Genomic DNA, 14,930 nt, shown 5'->3' with positions numbered 1-14,930 from the left:
GATCAGCCCTTTTCCAGGTACTCCGCGCGGTCCTCGTCGACAAGTGCGGCCACCGAGGCGGCCAGCGCCGGATTGCGGGTCAGCTCCGGGTCGTCCTCGATCAGGGTGATCGCCTCGGCGCGGGCCTCGCGGATCAGGTCGGCGTCGCGGCGCAGCGACAGCAACCGCAGGTGCGAGCGGTGCCCGGACTGGGTGGCACCCAACACGTCGCCCTCGCGGCGCTGCTCCAGATCAAGCTCGGCGAGCTTGAAACCGTCGCTCGTGGACGCCACCGCGTCCAGTCGCTCCCGCGCCGACGAGCCCTCCGGCGCCTCGCTGACCAGCAGGCAGAGCCCGGCGGCGGAACCACGGCCGACCCGGCCCCGCAACTGGTGCAACTGGGAGACACCGAACCGGTCGGCGTCCAGCACGATCATCACCGTCGCGTTCGGCACGTCCACGCCGACCTCGATCACTGTGGTCGCCACCAGCACGTCCAGGTCGCCGGCCGCGAAGGACCGCATCACCGCGTCCTTCTCGTCGGCCGGCAGCCGGCCGTGCAGCACCCCGATCCGCAGGCCGTGCAGTGGACCCTCGGCCAGCAGCGGGGCCACCTCGGTCACCGCCAGCGGCGCCCGCCGGCCGTTGTCGTCCTCGGGTGGCGGTTCCTCCTCGGCGCCAGGGCCGTCCCCGATGCGCGGACACACCACGTACGCCTGGTGCCCGGCGGTCACCTCCTCGCGCAGCCGCCGCCAGGCCCGGTCCAGATAGGCCGGTTTCTCGGCGGCCGGCACCACATGCGAGGCGATTGGCGACCGCCCCCGGGGCAGCTGAGAGAGCGTGGAGACCTCCAGGTCGCCGTAGACCGTCATCGCCACGGTGCGCGGGATCGGGGTCGCCGTCATCACCAGCACGTGCGGCGGCTGGTCGGCCTTGGCCCGCAGCGCGTCGCGCTGCTCCACGCCGAAGCGGTGCTGCTCGTCGACGACCACCAGGCCCAGGTCGGCGAAGTCGACCCCCTCGTAGAGCAGGGCGTGGGTGCCGAGCACGATGCCGGCCGCGCCGCTGGCCACCTCGCCGAGCGCCCGACGACGGGCCGCCGCGCCCAGCGAGCCGGTGACCAGCTCGACCCGGGTGGCGTGCTCGGCGGCGCCCAACTCGCCGGCCCGACCGAGCGGCCCGAGCAGGTCGAGCATGCCGCGGTGGTGCTGGGCGGCCAGCACCTCGGTGGGCGCCAGAAGCGCGGCCTGTCCGCCCGCGTCGACCACCTGGAGCATCGCCCGCAGCGCCACCACCGTCTTGCCCGAGCCCACCTCGCCCTGCAACAGGCGGTGCATGGGGTGCCCGGCGGCCAGGTCCGCCGCGATCTCCACGCCCACCTCGCGCTGGCCCGCCGTCAGCTCGTACGGGAGTCGGGCGTCGAAGGCTTCCAGCAGCCCGCCCGGGCGTGCCGGGCGGGGCCGGGCCGGCCAGTCGGCCGCCCGGTGCTTGCGCTGCACCAGGGTCACCTGGACGGCGAAGGCCTCGTCCCACTTGAGTCGCCGCCGCGCCTGGTGCAGCGCCTCCTTGCTGGACGGCCGGTGGATCTCGCTCAACGCGGCGCCCAACCCGACCAGCTTGCGACCGGCCCGCACAGCGTTCGGCAGTGGGTCGTCCGGCGGGGTGAACGTGTCCAGCACGACGCGCACGCAGCGCGCGATCACCCAGGTCGGCACGGCAGCGGCGGCCGGGTAGACGGGGATGAGCGCCCCGGCGAACTCCTCGATGTCGTCGTTGGCCGCCGCCTCGCCGTCGCCACCCTCGCCGAGCAGGACGTACTCCGGGCCGTTGAGCTGCCGTTTGCCCCGGAACTCGGTGACCTTGCCGGCGAACAGCCCCCACCGGCCGGGGCGCAGCTCCCGCTCGCGCCACGCCTGGTTGCCGAAGAAGGTCAACGTCAGCACCCCGCCGGAGCCGTCGCCGACGGTCACCTCCAGCAGGTTGCCCCGCCGCTGACGCATCGGGCGCACCGCGGTGCGCTGCACCTGAGCCAGCACGGTGACCTGCTCACCGACGTCCAGCGAGCGGATGTCGGTGTGCTCACCACGCTCGTCGTAGCGACGCGGGAAGTGGTAGACCAGGTCACCCGCGGTGTGCAGGTCGAGGTGTGCGGCCAGCGCCTTGGCTGTCTTCTCCCCGACCAGCTTCTTCAGCGGAGTGTCCACAGTGGCTGGTTCGCTCATTCGATCCCTACCAGGAGCGGATAAAACGGCTGGCCGCCCGGGTACGCGTGCACCTCGACGAACGGCCAGCGTCGCGCGACGTGCGCGCGGACGGCATCGGTGAGCCCGGCCGGCGCGTCCGCCCCGGCCAGCAGGGTGACCATCTCGCCACCACCGCCGAGCATCCGGTCGACCACCGCCGCGCAGGTGTCGGTGAGGTCGGTGCCGATCAGGTGCACCTCCCCCTCCACCAGCGCCAGCACGTCACCGGGACGGCACGGGCCGGCCACTGTCAGCGCCTCCCGGCTGGCGTGGCAGACCTCGGCGTAGCGGCAGGCGCCCGCCGCCTCGGCCATCGCGATCACGTCGTCCTCGAAGCGGCGGTCGCCGTCGCGGACCGCGAGGGCGGCCAACGCCTGCACGGGCGAGCGGGTCGGCACCACGCTCACCTTGATGCCGTACCGGTGGGCCTCGCGGGCCGCCGCGCTCGCCACCGCCTCGGTGTTGGCGTCGTTGGGCAGCACCACCACCCGGGCCGCGCCGGTGCTGCGCACGGCGTCGAGCAGCTCACCGGTGGACGGGTTGCCCGGCACCACTGTGGCCCCCTCAGCGGCGAACAGCTCGGCGATGCCGCCACCGGTGGCCACCACCACCGCGGCCCGGCCGGTCACCGCCGGGCCGGCGGGCGGCTCCGGCTGGTCGGCGAAACGGGTCACCGAGATCCGGTACGGACGGCCGGCGGCGACCCCGGCCTCGACCGCCGCGCCCACGTCGTTGACGTGCACGTGGACGTTCCAGGTGCCCTCCGGCTCACGCCCGTCGCCGACGACGACGAGCGAATCCCCCAACGCGTCCAGGGCCCGGCGCAACCCGGCGACCGCCTCGGCTCGGGCATCGAGCAGGAACTGCACCTCGTACGCGTACTCGTCGGAACCGGTCTCGCGGGCGACGGTGGCCGCCGGGCGGGCGGCGCGCGGCGGCGGCGCGGGCCGGGCCGTGCTCTCCCCGGTCAGCACCTCGACCAGGGCGTCGAGCAGCACGCAGAAGCCTCGGCCACCGGCGTCGACAACGCCCGCGCGGGCCAGCGCCGGCAGCTGCTCCGGGGTCCGGGCGAGCGCCTCGGCCGCCGCCCGGGCCGCGACGCCGGCCACCGCCGGCAGGTCGTCGCTGTCCGCGCCCTCGGCCGCCGCGGCGGCGGCCGCGACAACGGTGAGCAGTGTGCCCTCGACCGGCCGGGAGACCGCCGTGTACGCGGCGGCGGTGCCGGAGCGCAACGCGGCGGCCAACTCCCGGCCGCGCACCGCCGGCATCCCGGCGACCTGGTCGGCGAAACCCCGCAGGATCTGCGAGAGGATCACCCCGGAGTTGCCCCGCGCGCCCAGCAGCGCGCCCTGGGCCATCAGCCGCAGCGCGTGCCCGTGCGCGGTCGGCCCGCTGTCGGGCAGGGTGTCCAGATCCATGGCGAGGGCCTGCTGTGCCGAGGTGAGGGTGAGCACCAGGTTGGTGCCAGTGTCGCCGTCGGGCACCGGATAGACGTTGAGCTGGTCGATCTCGCCCTGGTGACGCTTCAGTGCGGCCAACCCGCCCGCACACCAGCGGCGGACCGCGGCGGCGTCGAGGGTGTCCAGCACGGGCAGAAGCCTACTGGCGCACACCGACACCCGTCGGACTCGTCCGGCGTGTCCGCCGTGCCCCGGGTCGGCACTGGCCACGGCGGGGACGGACCGCTCCGGTAGCCTTGCCGCCGGGCCGGCCCACCGTCGGGCGGACGGGCCCACGACCAGGCGTGAGCCGGGGCACGGGCGAGCGCCGGACCGGGCCGGTTGGCCGGGTCGGCGAGTCATCGGGTAACCTGACCAGGTTGCCCGGGCAGCACCTGCCGGCGACCTCATGAACGTATCAATCCCAGGAGTATCCCGTGGCTAGCGTGTGCGACGTCTGTGGCAAGGGACCGGGCTTCGGCCACAACGTGTCCCACTCGCACCGGCGGACCAACCGCCGCTGGAACCCGAACATCCAGTCGGTGCGTACCCCGGCCGGTGGCGGCAACACCAAGAAGTTGCAGGTCTGCACCTCGTGCATCAAGGCCGGCAAGGTCACCCGCGCCTGACGCGGTAGCACCCACCTTCTCGTTCGGCTCAGCCGGCGGATCCCGAGGGTCCGCCGGCTGAGTCGTGTGCGCGGCAGCCACCGCGCACCGCGCCGGCCCGGCCAGGCGCGCCGAGGCCCGGCCCGCGGGTCAGAGGGTGCGGCCGAAGGAGATGCAGCCCTCCGCGTCCTTGTAGAAGCCGAAGTTCGGGATCCGCTCGTACCCGGCGGAGCCGTACATGGCGATCGCCTCGGGCTGCTTGTCGCCGCACTCCAGGACCACCCGCTTGCGGCAGTGCTCGCGGGCGGAGCGCTCGACGGCCGCCAACACCGCGCGGGCCACCCCCCGCCCCCGCGCCGCCGGCACCGTGTACATCCGCTTCAGCTCCGCGGTGTCCTCGCCGTGGCTACGCCAGCCACCGCAGCCGACCGGCTCACCGGCGAGGTAGGCGACGAGGAACGCGCCATCGGGCGGCTCGAACTCGGCCGCGTCCACCGGGGTGTCGTCGCCGGTGCCGCCGTAGCGGGCACCGAGGTCGGCCAGGGCGGCCTGGATCAGGTGCTGTGCCACCGGTGCGTCGAACCGCACCACCCGGATCTCGATCTCACTCACGGTGTCCAGCGTACGGCGGCGCCCGGGTCTCAGCGGAAGTGGTCCCAGCCGGCCGGGCCGTCGTAGCCGACCCCGTCGACGGTCACGCCGGCACCGTCCGTGACCAGGCCGATCGGCCGCCAGCCCGGCGGCAGCGGCACCGCCGGGGGGAAGGTAGCGGCCAGCGCGTGGTCGTCGCCACCGGCGAGGATCCAGGTGTACGGGTCGACGCCGAGTGCCTGCGCCGCGTCGGCCATCTGCCGGGGCACCTCGAACCCGTCCCGGCGTACGTCGATGGCCACCCCGCTGGCCGCCGCGATGTGCCCAAGGTCGGCGAGGAGCCCGTCCGAGATGTCGATCATGGAGGTGGCGCCGGACCGAGCGGCCTGCGGGCCGGCCTGGTAGGGCACCTGTGGCCGCCGGTACGCCTCGACCAGCAACCGCGGGGTGCGGAACCCCCGGGTCAGCACTGTCAACCCGGCTGCCGCGTACCCGGTGCGCCCGGCCAGGGCGAGCACGTCCCCGGGTCGGGCGCCGGAGCGCAGCACGGGTGGGTGGCCCGCCAGGTCGCCCAGCGCGGTGACCGCGATGGTCAGGGTGGGGCTGGCCGACATGTCGCCGCCGACCACGCTCGCGCCGACCGTCGCCGCCTCCGCCGCCAGCCCGTCGGCCAGCTCCTCCGCCCAGCCGGTGTCCAGGTCCGCCGGCATGCAGAGCGCGACCAGCAGGGCGGTCGGCGTGGCACCCATCGCCGCGATGTCGGCCAGGTTGGCCGCCGCCGCCCGGTGCCCGACGTCGCGGGCCGAGGACCAGTCCCGCCGGAAGTGCCGCCCGTCGACCAGCACGTCCGTGGACGCCGCCACCCGGCCGTCCGGCGCGGCCACCACCGCCGCGTCGTCGCCCGGGCCGAGCAGGGTCGTCGGCCCGTACGACAGCCGGGCGGTGATCTTCCCGATCAGCCCGAACTCCCCGATCCCGGACACGCCGACGCCACTGCGGGCGTCGCGCCCGTGCTGCCCGGCTCCGCCGTGCTCGCTCACCGCTGCTCCTTGACCACCGATAGGGATCAGACCTGGTCCGTAAGGTAGTTTCACCCTTCGGGCCGCTCCCGGGCGGCGACGGACGGAGGTCGAGTCGTGGTACAGGCGTACATCCTCATCCAGACCGAGGTCGGCCGCGCACGTGACGTGGCGGGTCTCATCGCGGACATCTCCGGCGTGGTTCGCGTCGACGCCGTCACCGGGCCGTACGACGTGGTCGTCCTCACCGAGGCGAACACCGTCGACGAGCTCGGCAAACTCATCGTCAGCAAGGTGCAGATGGTGCCCGGCATCACCCGCACCCTCACGTGTTCGGTGGTGCGGCTGTAAGTGGACGAGTTGACATCATCCTCCTCCGCGGTGGACGACGACGGTGCGCGCGACGCGACCGACGGCACGTCCGGGCCGGCTGACGGTAACGGTGAGCCGACCGATCCCGCCGCCGCCGCGCCGGCCGGCCGCGATCGGACCATGCGGGGCGCTGCCCTGCTGGCCACGGTGATAGCCCTGCCGATCACGCTGCTGGTGGCCGTGTTGGCCTTCAACAAGCTCAGCCCGGACACTCCGGCCGCCGCGCCGAGCCCCTCGGCGACCACCGCCCGGGTGCAGTCCACCGCCCCGGTGGAGATGGCCGCCCCGGCGCTGGCCGCCCGCCCGGCCACGGTCTGCCGGGCGCTGCTGTCCCAGCTCCCGGCGAGCATCCGCGACCTGGCCCAGCGGCCGGTCACCGCCGGCCCGGAGCAGAACGCCGCGTACGGCGACCCCGCGCTCACCGTGGCCTGCGGCGGCACCGAGCCGACCTTCCCCAGCACCGACGAGGTCTGGACGGTCAACGGGGTCTGCTGGCACCTTGCCGAACAGGCCGACGACGCGGTGCTCTCCACTGTCGACCGGGAGACGCTGATCACGGTGCGCGTCCCGGGCGCGTACGAGCAGCCGTTGCAGTGGTTGCCGGCGATCTCCAGCACGATCGTGGCGAGTGTGCCCTCCGGCGGGGCCATCCCGTCCGGCTGCCAGCGCTGAGCACGAACCGACCCCGCCCGCACCGGCTGAGCCGCGCGGGCGGGGTCGGACGGCTCAGTGCAGGCCGACGCCGCGCCGCTGGGCGGTACGGATCAGGCGGTTGACCAGCTTCGGGTACTCCAGGCCGGAGGCCGCCCACATCCGCGGGAACATCGACGTCGGGGTGAAACCGGGCATCGTGTTGATCTCGTTGAGGTAGACGTCGAGGTCGGGAGTGACGAAGAAGTCGGCGCGGGCCAGACCGGCGCAGTCCAGTGCGGTGAACGCGCGGATCGCGTACTCCTGCACCTGACGGGTCACCTTGTCCGGCAGGTTGGCCGGAATGTCGTACTCGCAGGAGTCGTCGAGGTACTTCGCCTCGAAGTCGTAGAAGTCGTGGTCGGCGACGACCCGCACCTCGGCCAGCACTGACGCCTCGGGCGCACCACCGGCCTCGCCCTCCAGCACCCCGCACTCGATCTCGCGGCCGACGATCGCGGCCTCGATGATGACCTTCGGGTCGAACTGCCGGGCGGCGGCGACCGCCGCGTCCAGCTGCGCCCAGTCGGTGACCTTGTTGACGCCGAACGACGACCCGGCCCGGGACGGCTTGACGAAGACCGGCAGGCCGAGCCGCTCCTTGTCCTGCTCGCTGAGGGTCATCCCGTTGCGCAGCACGGCGTACGAGCCGACCGGGATGCCCTCGACGGCGCAGAGCTTCTTGGTGAACTCCTTGTCCATGGCGGCGGCGGAGGCGAACACGTTCGCCCCGACGTAGGGGATGCCGGCCATCTCCAGCATTCCCTGGATGGTGCCGTCCTCGCCGTACGTGCCGTGCAGCACCGGGAAGACCACGTCCACGTCGGCCAGCGCCCGGGGACCCTCGGTCGGGTCGAGCACCATCAGGCCGTTGCCGGTGGGGTCGGCGCGCAGCACGATGTCGTCGCCGGAGTCGGCGGTGATCTCGGGGAGCTGACGGGCGTTGATCGCGAGCTGGGCGGGATCGCCGTTGGTCAGCACCCACTGGCCGGCCCGGGTGATGCCCACCGGCACCACCTCGAACTCGTCCGGGTCGAGTGCGCCGAACACGCTGCCGGCGCTGACACAGGAGATGCCGTGCTCCGGGCTGCGGCCGCCGAAGACGATCGCCACGCGGGTCTTGCCTGGGGTGGTCACTCCGGTCACCTCTTCGTACGCGACTGCGGCTGGTCGTGCTCGCCGGTGGCGCTCACCCGGTTGACCTTACTGTGCGTGGCGGAAGGGCGAGGCGATACCCGGCGAGCCACGGCACGACACGGCAGCTGGTCATCAGAGGATATACGGTGCGTAACCGGGAGGTAGCGCTGTCGCAGGCCGCTGACCTGGGTCGGCGCTCAGTCCCGGGAGTGCCGGCGACCGACCGCTATCACCTTCACCCGCTGCCGGCCGGCCCGCACCATGCCCAGCGCCATGAACGCGCCGGCGATGCGGTCGGCGGCCTCCCGGCTGCTGGCCCCGACGACCTGCCGGCGCCGCTCCGGCGCAACCCGCTCGTTGCGGTTGACGCCCTCGACCGGGCGCACGTCGGTGAGCACCACGAGGAAACGGGTCATCGCGCGCCGACCGAGGGTACGGCGGGGGGCTCCGGGCGGGTTCGCACGTCGTCTCCTTCCGGCAGGCCGGGATGGCGGGGCGGCACGCGACGATCGGGTACGGGGGAGAAACCCGATCGCCGCGCGCCCCATCCCCTCCGGTCGCTCACCACCACCGTCGCCACGACAACCGGCGGTGAGGACGCCATAACAGATTGACACGTGTACAGCCGTGAATGCAACTCTCATCGACGTTGTCTCATGCAGACGTTCCCGCAAATGTGTGCGACCATCGATGCATGGCCCCGAAGACCGCCCGCGCCCGCCGGCTCGGCATCGCCCTGCGCCACCACCGGGAAGCCGCCGGGCTGACGCTGGAGACCGCGGCGGATGAGATCAACAGCACCCGCAGCACCCTCTCCCGGTACGAGAACGCCCAGACCCTGATCAGCCCGGCCACCGTGCGCGCCCTGCTCACGTCGTACGGGGTGAGCGCCGAGGAGGTGGCCGCGGCGGTGCAGCTGGCCAAGGACGCCCGCAAGCCGGGCTGGTGGGTGTCGTACTCGTACCTGCTGGACCCCCGCACCATCGACTTCATCGCGCTGGAGGCCGAGGCGACAGCCATCGCCAACTTCGAGCCCTCGGTGGTGCCCGGCCTGTTGCAGACCGCTGACTACATCCGTGGCGTGATGCGCGGCGGGCCGCACACCCTCGGCGACGACCTGGTCGAGCAACGGGTCAAGATCCGGCTCGACCGGCAACAGCGGCTCACCGCCGACCAGCCGCCCATCCTCGACGCGATCATCGACGAGGGCGCGCTGCTGCGCCCGGTCGGTGAGCAGTCGGTGATGAACGGGCAACTACGGCACCTGGTCAAGATGGCCGAGTTGCCGAACATCACCGTCCAGGTGATCCCGCTCTCCGCCGGCTACCACCGGGGCACCCGGGGTTCCCTGCACATCCTGGAGTTCGCCGACCCGGAGGACCCGATCATCGCGTCGGTGGAAACCGTCGCAGGTCAGATGATCCTCGACCGCGCCGGTGAGACGCGTACCTGCACCAAGATCATGGAGCATCTCCGTAGCGTGGCGCTCAGCCCGGCGGACAGCCGCGAGATGCTCCTGTCAGTCCTGAAGGGACGGTAGGACCGATGACACCGATGATCACAGCGGCGTTGGCCGCGGCGGCCTGGCGCAAGAGCAGCCGCAGCGGCGACGAGGGCGCCTGCGTGGAGGTTGCCGCGATACCGAGGCTGGTGGCCGTCCGCGACTCCAAGGACCCGGCCGGCCCGGCGCTGCTGTTCCCCACGGCGGCCTGGGCCGCCTTCGCCCAGGCGCCACCCCAGCGCTGACCAGACGTGCCTGAGCCGGCGTGGGTCGAGGGCCCGCGCCGGCTTCAGGCAACCAGCGGGCGGGGCTCCGGAGCGGCGCGCAGCGCCTCCAGCGCGGCGATCGCGACGCCCCGGGCGCCGGCCATGTCCCGGTCCGGCACCAACGCGAAAGTGGCCACCGCCGCCTGCTCCTCACGGAGCACCGTGTGCTCGCGGACCGTCGCCAGGAACCAGTCCCGGAACTCCGGCGCCGCCTCGACCACGCCACCGCCGACGAAGTACGCGTGCGGGTCGGTGAAGTTCGCCGCCACCGTGAACAGCCGTCCCAACGCCATCGCCTGTTGGGTGAACAGGTCCCGCGCGAGGGCGTCTCCCCGTTCGCCGTAACCGCGCACCAGCTTGGCCGCCCGGGCCACCGGCTCGGCGACGAGCGGATGGTCGGGGTACCGGGTCAGCCAGTACGGCAGCAGGTTGCGTTCGATGCCGGTCAACGAGGCGACGCTCTCCACGTCACCGGTGAAGCCGCAGGCGCAGGTGGGGTCCGGCTGGCCCGGGCCGAGCAGCCCGGTCAGCGGGATGTGCACATGGCCCAGCTCCCCCGCCATGCCTGCCGCACCGGCGATCACCCGACCGCTCTCGACCACCCCGCCACCCAGGCCGGTGCCGACGATCGCGGACACCGACGAACGGCTCATCGCCTCGGCACCGAAGTAGACGTGGTGGGCGTAGAGCGCTGCCGCGTTGCCGTCGTTGTGGTAGATCACCGGCAGGCCGAGCCGTCGCTCCAACGCACCCCGCACGTCGAAGCCGCGCCAGGCCGGTTGGGAGAAGTTGGTGGAGCCCCGCGAGGAGATGACACCCTCGGCGCTGGCCGGGCCCGGAGTGTCCAGCCCGACCGCCCGGACCAGGTCACGCGGCACGCCGGTCTGCGCCAGGGCGCCGTCCAGCGCCCGGGCCAACGCCTCGATCGCCGCCTCCGGCCCGGCCCCCACCTCGCTGGGGATCTCCAACAGCCCGTCCACCAGGAAGCGACCGTCCACCGTCAGCACGGTGGCGTTGTTGCTGGTGCCGCCGTTGTCCAACCCGACGACCACCGGCACCCCTGCGCTGCCCACCGAAACCGCCTCCCGCCGTCATGAGTGTGAGCCGAGGCTAGTGCCAACCCCTCTCCCCCGCCACGCCCCGCCCCGCCCTCCCCGCGATCTTGCACTTACTGTCCCGACATAAGGTCCATTCGGCTCGTAACGTCAACCGAAACTGCAAGATCGCCGGGGTATGGGGGTGGGGACTCAGGGGCGGCGGGCCGTTAGGGCGGTGGCGTCCCGGGTCTCGTCCTGGTGGACGGTGGGGATCAGGCCGGCTTTCTGGAATGACTCGCAGAGGGCGTCCACCTGGGTCGTACCGACCTCGACCACCAGGTGGCCGCCGGGGGCCAGCCAGTCGGCCGCGTCGCTGCCCACCCGACGCAGCACGGAGAGCCCGTCCGGGCCGCCGTCGAGCGCCACCGGGGCCTCGTGCAGTCGTGCCTCCGGCGGCATCAGCGCCACCGCGTCCGTCGGCACGTACGGGGCGTTGGCGACCACCAGGTCAAGCCGGCCCCGCCACCGCCGGGGCAGCGGATCGAACAGGTCGCCCTCGTACACCTCGGCGTTCAGCCCGACGACGTTGCGGCGGGCACAGGCCACGGCCGCCGGGTCGATGTCGGCGGCGGCCAGCCAGCGCGGCGCGAGCCGGTGCGCCAGCGCGACAGTGGTGGCCCCGGAGCCGCAGCAGAGGTCGACCGCGGCCGGCGCCGGACCGGTCACCTCGGCCGCCGCCTCGACCAGCAGGGCGGTGCGGGCACGCGGGACGAAGACGCCCTCGTCGACGGCGATCCGCAGGCCGCAGAACTCCGCCCAGCCGAGCAGATACTCCAACGGTTCGCCGGCCACCCGGCGGGCGGTCAGGTCGGCCAGCGCCGCCGGGGTGTCCGCCGCGGCCAGCAGCAGGTCTGCCTCGTCCTCGGCGTACACGCAGCCGGCGGTGCGCAGCCGGCGCACGAGGGCAGGACGGTCGGTGGGGAACGGTGGTGCCATGGGAATCCTCCGGGAAACGCTCGCCGGCGCTCCCGTGGCCGCTATCGCGGCAGGAACACGGGAGGAAGGGCCGGTCCGGTCTGTGCGCGGATCGGACTCACCTCCTCCGGTCGGGGCCGCCGGTGCGGCCGTCGACACCCTAGCTCAGACCGGCCCGGCCGCGTCCAACGCGGCGGCGATGTCGGCCACCAGGTCCGCGGTGTCCTCCGCGCCACAGGAGAGCCGGACGAAGCCGGGAGCGGTGTCGTCGCCCCACTGCGCCCGCCGGTCCGCCGTGGTGTGCAGGCCACCGAAGGAGGTCGCCGCCGCCACCAGCCGGGCGGCCTCGATGAATCGGCCCACCCGGTCGGCGTCGCCCAGGTCGAACGAGAGCACCCCCGGTATCCGGTGCATCTGCGCCGAGGCCACCGGGTACGCGGGGTCGTCCGGCCGCCCCGGCCACCGCAGGCCGGTCACGTCCGAGCGGCCGGCGAGCAGGTCGGCGACCGCTGCGGCGTTCGCGCTCTGCCGCGCCAGCCGCAGGTCGAGAGTGGCCAGTGACCGGTGGGCCAGCCAGGCGTCGAACGCGCCCGGTACCGCCCCGGTGGTGGTCCGCCAGGTCGTCACCGCGTCGATCAGCTCGGCGGATCGGCTGGCCAGATAGCCCAGCAGCAGGTCGGAGTGGCCGGTGAGCGCCTTCGTACCGGAGGCGACCACCAGGTCGGCGCCGAGGTCCAGCGGGCGCTGACCGAGCGGGGTGGCCGTGGTGTTGTCCACCGCGAGCAGCGCGCCGGCGGCGTGCGCCCGCTCGGCGAGGGCGGCCACGTCGACCACGTCCAGGCCCGGGTTGGCCGGCGTCTCCACCAGCACCAGCCGGACGCCCTCGAACGACGGGTACGGCCCGACGGTCGGCACGAACAGCACCCGGACGCCGATGGCTTCCAGCACATCGGTGGCGAACGCCCGGACCGGGAAGTATCCGTCGCTGGGCAGCACCACGGTGTCCCCCGGCCGCAGCAGGGTGAGCAGCAGGCCGGTGATGGCCGCCTGACCGGTCGCGAAGACCCGGCAGTCACCACCCTCCAACTCGCCCACCGCCGCCTCCAGCAGCCGCCGGGTCGGGTTGTCGGGGCGGCCGTAGCCGTTCGGCGACGTGCCCTGACCCTGGAACGGGTCGAGGTGGTACGGCGCGGCGAAGACCGGCCCGGGCAGGAACGAATCCCCCGGTGCCGGCTCGGGCAGTCCCGCGCGGACGCACCGGGTGCCGTCTCCCCACTCGCTCATCGGGTTCCTCACTCGTACGACTCGGGTTTGGCGGTGCGGCTCATCAGGGTCTCCACGGCGAGGCGCGGGTCCATCCCCTCGTGGCAGATCCGCTCGACGTGCTCGGTGATCGGCATCTCCACGCCGTGCGCCCGGGCCAGGTCGCGGATCGCCAGGCAGCTCTTCACACCCTCGGCGGTCTGCCGGGTGGCGGCCTGGGCCTGTTCCAGCGTCTCCCCCCGGCCGAGGTGCTCACCGAAGGTGCGGTTGCGGGCCAGCGGGGACGAGCAGGAGGCGACCAGGTCGCCCATGCCGGCGAGACCGGCGAAGGTGATCGGGTCCGCGCCGAGCGCCACGCCCAGCCGGGCCGTCTCGGCCAGCCCACGGGTCATCAGCATGGCCCGGGTGTTGTCGCCGAAGCCCATCGCGGTGGCGATGCCGTACGACAGGGCGATCACGTTCTTGACCGCCCCGCCCAGCTCACAGCCGATCACGTCGTCGTTGGTGTAGGGGCGCAGGTACGGCGTCCGGATCGACGACTGGACGAGCGTGGCACGGGCGCTGTTCGTCCCGGCGACCACTGTCGCGGCGGGCTGCTCGACGGCGATCTCCGGGGCCAGGTTCGGGCCGGACACGACGACCACCCGGTCCGCGGCGACCCCGGCGGTCTCCACGATGACCTCGCTCATCCGCTTGGTGGTGCCCAACTCGATGCCCTTCATCAGCGACACCAGGGTGGAGTCCGGGTGCAGGTGCCCGGCCCATTCGGCGAGGTTGCCGCGCAGCGTCTGCGACGGCACCGCCAGCACCACCACCTCGGCTCCGGTGATCGCCTCGGCGGCGTCGGTGGTGGCGGTGACGCGAGCGGGCAGCAGCAGGCCGGGCAGGTACTCCGGATTGCGGCGATCGGCCCGGATGCTCTCGGCGACCGGCGCGCGGCGGGCCCACACCGTCACGTCCCGCCCCGCGTCAGCGAGGATCTTGGCGAAGGCGGTGCCCCAGGAACCCGCACCGAGCACCGCGACGTGACCGCTCATGCCGCGTCGTCCCGCTGCTCACGGCCGACGGTGGACCGGGCCGGTCGCTCCCACAGTGGCGGCGGGGTACCGCCACGGATCTCGGCGAGCATGTCCCGCAGCCGCAACATGATGGTGTCCGTCATCTCCTCGAGGGTGGCCCGGGTCGGCTGGGCGTCCGCCCACCGGCTCAGGTCGATCGGTTCCCCGGCGGCAACGGTCACCGGGATCCGGGGGCGCAGGCTGACGCGGGTCGTCCTCGGGTCGAAGATCCGTTCCGGCCCCCACATCACCACCGGTACGACCGGGGCGCCGGTGGCCAGGGCCAGCCGGGCCGCACCGGTCTTGGCCTTCATCGGCCAGAGCTCCGGCTGTCGTGTGGTGGTGCCCTCAGGGTAGATCACCACCGCGCCGCCCTCGTTGAGCGCGGCGACCAGGGCGTCCAGCGAGCGGACGGCGTCCACGCTGCCCCGCTCGACCGGGATCTGCCGGCACCGGTGCAGGATCCAGCCGACCACCGGCACCCGGAACACGCTGGCCTTGCCCAGGTACTGCGGCCAGCGCCCGGAGTCGTAGATGAAGTGCGCGGAGACCAGCGGGTCGGCGTGGGAGATGTGGTTCGCCACGATGATCATGCCGCCGTCGCGGCGGAGATGCTCCTGACCACGCCAGGTACGCCGGGTCCAGACGATCATCACCGGCTTCACCAGCCCCACGGCGAACCGTTGCCAGAACCCCAGCCTCCGCCGTGCCACTGTGCCTCCTCGTCGCGCCGCAACCCCGCCGCGAAATCC

At 73.3% G+C, this 14,930-nt stretch carries 16 protein-coding genes; 5 read left to right on the top strand and 11 right to left on the bottom strand.

Annotated features, from left to right (window positions below; translation table 11 throughout):
* Window positions 1-2: 2 nt before the first annotated feature.
* Together recG and ACX27O_RS12920 are read right to left on the bottom strand one after the other, a co-directional pair.
* Window positions 3-2,201, bottom strand: a complete 2,199-nt coding sequence (recG, locus tag ACX27O_RS12925; protein ID WP_358129298.1) for an ATP-dependent DNA helicase RecG — start codon at window positions 2,199-2,201, stop codon at window positions 3-5.
* On the bottom strand, window positions 2,198-3,811 hold the full coding sequence (locus tag ACX27O_RS12920; RefSeq protein WP_458939493.1) for a DAK2 domain-containing protein: 1,614 nt from the start codon (window positions 3,809-3,811) through the stop codon (window positions 2,198-2,200). The genes recG and ACX27O_RS12920 overlap by 4 nt, the downstream gene beginning before the upstream one ends.
* A gap of 287 nt (window positions 3,812-4,098) precedes the next feature.
* Between ACX27O_RS12920 and rpmB the strand changes: the two genes are divergently transcribed.
* Window positions 4,099-4,290, top strand: coding sequence for a 50S ribosomal protein L28 (gene rpmB / locus ACX27O_RS12915; RefSeq protein ID WP_007456456.1), 192 nt, complete (start codon window positions 4,099-4,101; stop codon window positions 4,288-4,290).
* Between the two features lie 129 nt (window positions 4,291-4,419).
* On the opposite strand, the gene ACX27O_RS12910 is transcribed toward rpmB, so the two are convergent.
* Window positions 4,420-4,881: a GNAT family N-acetyltransferase gene (locus ACX27O_RS12910; RefSeq protein ID WP_210862029.1), complete on the bottom strand. Its 462-nt coding sequence runs from the start codon at window positions 4,879-4,881 to the stop codon at window positions 4,420-4,422.
* Between the two features lie 29 nt (window positions 4,882-4,910).
* Window positions 4,911-5,900 carry a thiamine-phosphate kinase gene (locus ACX27O_RS12905; protein WP_458939491.1) on the bottom strand — a complete coding sequence of 330 codons (990 nt, stop codon included), beginning with the start codon at window positions 5,898-5,900 and terminating at the stop codon, window positions 4,911-4,913.
* 96 nt (window positions 5,901-5,996) lie between these two features.
* Between ACX27O_RS12905 and ACX27O_RS12900 the strand changes: the two genes are divergently transcribed.
* Entirely contained in the window at window positions 5,997-6,230 is a 234-nt protein-coding gene (locus tag ACX27O_RS12900; RefSeq protein WP_030335303.1) for an Lrp/AsnC ligand binding domain-containing protein, read from the top strand.
* Between the two features lie 30 nt (window positions 6,231-6,260).
* Window positions 6,261-6,923: a DUF3515 family protein gene (locus tag ACX27O_RS12895; protein ID WP_307857823.1), complete on the top strand. Its 663-nt coding sequence runs from the start codon at window positions 6,261-6,263 to the stop codon at window positions 6,921-6,923.
* A gap of 54 nt (window positions 6,924-6,977) precedes the next feature.
* Here ACX27O_RS12895 and ACX27O_RS12890 read toward each other — a convergent pair whose 3' ends face one another.
* Together ACX27O_RS12890 and ACX27O_RS12885 are read right to left on the bottom strand one after the other, a co-directional pair.
* Entirely contained in the window at window positions 6,978-8,078 is a 1,101-nt protein-coding gene (locus ACX27O_RS12890; RefSeq protein WP_358129290.1) for a D-alanine--D-alanine ligase family protein, read from the bottom strand.
* A 197-nt stretch (window positions 8,079-8,275) separates the two neighbouring features.
* The gene (locus tag ACX27O_RS12885) at window positions 8,276-8,494 is read right to left on the bottom strand and encodes a hypothetical protein (protein ID WP_030335309.1); all 219 of its coding nucleotides are present in this window, start codon (window positions 8,492-8,494) and stop codon (window positions 8,276-8,278) included.
* 278 nt (window positions 8,495-8,772) lie between these two features.
* On the opposite strand from ACX27O_RS12885, the gene ACX27O_RS12880 reads away from it, so the two are divergent.
* Both ACX27O_RS12880 and ACX27O_RS12875 read left to right on the top strand, forming a co-directional pair.
* A complete protein-coding gene (locus ACX27O_RS12880) occupies window positions 8,773-9,618 on the top strand; it encodes a helix-turn-helix domain-containing protein (RefSeq protein ID WP_030335311.1) in 846 nt (281 codons plus the stop codon).
* Window positions 9,619-9,623: 5 nt separating this feature from the next.
* Window positions 9,624-9,824, top strand: coding sequence for a DUF397 domain-containing protein (locus ACX27O_RS12875; RefSeq protein WP_030335312.1), 201 nt, complete (start codon window positions 9,624-9,626; stop codon window positions 9,822-9,824).
* Between the two features lie 44 nt (window positions 9,825-9,868).
* Here the strand turns inward: ACX27O_RS12875 and ACX27O_RS12870 are convergent, their stop codons facing one another.
* The 5 genes from ACX27O_RS12870 to ACX27O_RS12850 all read right to left on the bottom strand — a co-directional run bounded on the left by ACX27O_RS12870 (window position 9,869) and on the right by ACX27O_RS12850 (window position 14,891).
* Window positions 9,869-10,918, bottom strand: coding sequence for an ROK family protein (locus ACX27O_RS12870; protein ID WP_210865759.1), 1,050 nt, complete (start codon window positions 10,916-10,918; stop codon window positions 9,869-9,871).
* Window positions 10,919-11,092: 174 nt separating this feature from the next.
* Entirely contained in the window at window positions 11,093-11,878 is a 786-nt protein-coding gene (locus ACX27O_RS12865; protein WP_458939490.1) for a putative protein N(5)-glutamine methyltransferase, read from the bottom strand.
* Between the two features lie 144 nt (window positions 11,879-12,022).
* Complete coding sequence (locus ACX27O_RS12860; RefSeq protein ID WP_030335318.1) at window positions 12,023-13,141, bottom strand: cystathionine gamma-lyase; 1,119 nt, start codon at window positions 13,139-13,141, stop codon at window positions 12,023-12,025.
* A gap of 8 nt (window positions 13,142-13,149) precedes the next feature.
* Window positions 13,150-14,157 carry an NAD(P)H-dependent glycerol-3-phosphate dehydrogenase gene (locus ACX27O_RS12855; RefSeq protein WP_458939489.1) on the bottom strand — a complete coding sequence of 336 codons (1,008 nt, stop codon included), beginning with the start codon at window positions 14,155-14,157 and terminating at the stop codon, window positions 13,150-13,152.
* Window positions 14,154-14,891: a lysophospholipid acyltransferase family protein gene (locus tag ACX27O_RS12850; RefSeq protein WP_210860952.1), complete on the bottom strand. Its 738-nt coding sequence runs from the start codon at window positions 14,889-14,891 to the stop codon at window positions 14,154-14,156. Before ACX27O_RS12850 ends, ACX27O_RS12855 begins: the two co-directional genes overlap by 4 nt.
* Between the last annotated feature and the right edge of the window lie 39 nt (window positions 14,892-14,930).

The sequence above is a fragment of the Micromonospora sp. SD19 genome, from assembly GCF_054462275.1.
Note: the sequence above shows the minus strand (reverse complement) of the source record. Positions and strands in the feature narration are given on the sequence as shown.

Bases quoted from the DNA above. Each gene is read 5' to 3' on its own strand.
- recG (WP_358129298.1), bottom strand. From the start codon at position 2,201: ATGAGCGAACCAGCCACTGTGGACACTCCGCTGAAGAAGCTGGTCGGG.
- ACX27O_RS12885 (WP_030335309.1), bottom strand. From the start codon at position 8,494: ATGACCCGTTTCCTCGTGGTGCTCACCGACGTGCGCCCGGTCGAGGGC.
- ACX27O_RS12880 (WP_030335311.1), top strand. From the start codon at position 8,773: ATGGCCCCGAAGACCGCCCGCGCCCGCCGGCTCGGCATCGCCCTGCGC.
- ACX27O_RS12875 (WP_030335312.1), top strand. From the start codon at position 9,624: ATGACACCGATGATCACAGCGGCGTTGGCCGCGGCGGCCTGGCGCAAG.
- ACX27O_RS12865 (WP_458939490.1), bottom strand. From the start codon at position 11,878: ATGGCACCACCGTTCCCCACCGACCGTCCTGCCCTCGTGCGCCGGCTG.
- ACX27O_RS12860 (WP_030335318.1), bottom strand. From the start codon at position 13,141: ATGAGCGAGTGGGGAGACGGCACCCGGTGCGTCCGCGCGGGACTGCCC.
- ACX27O_RS12855 (WP_458939489.1), bottom strand. From the start codon at position 14,157: ATGAGCGGTCACGTCGCGGTGCTCGGTGCGGGTTCCTGGGGCACCGCC.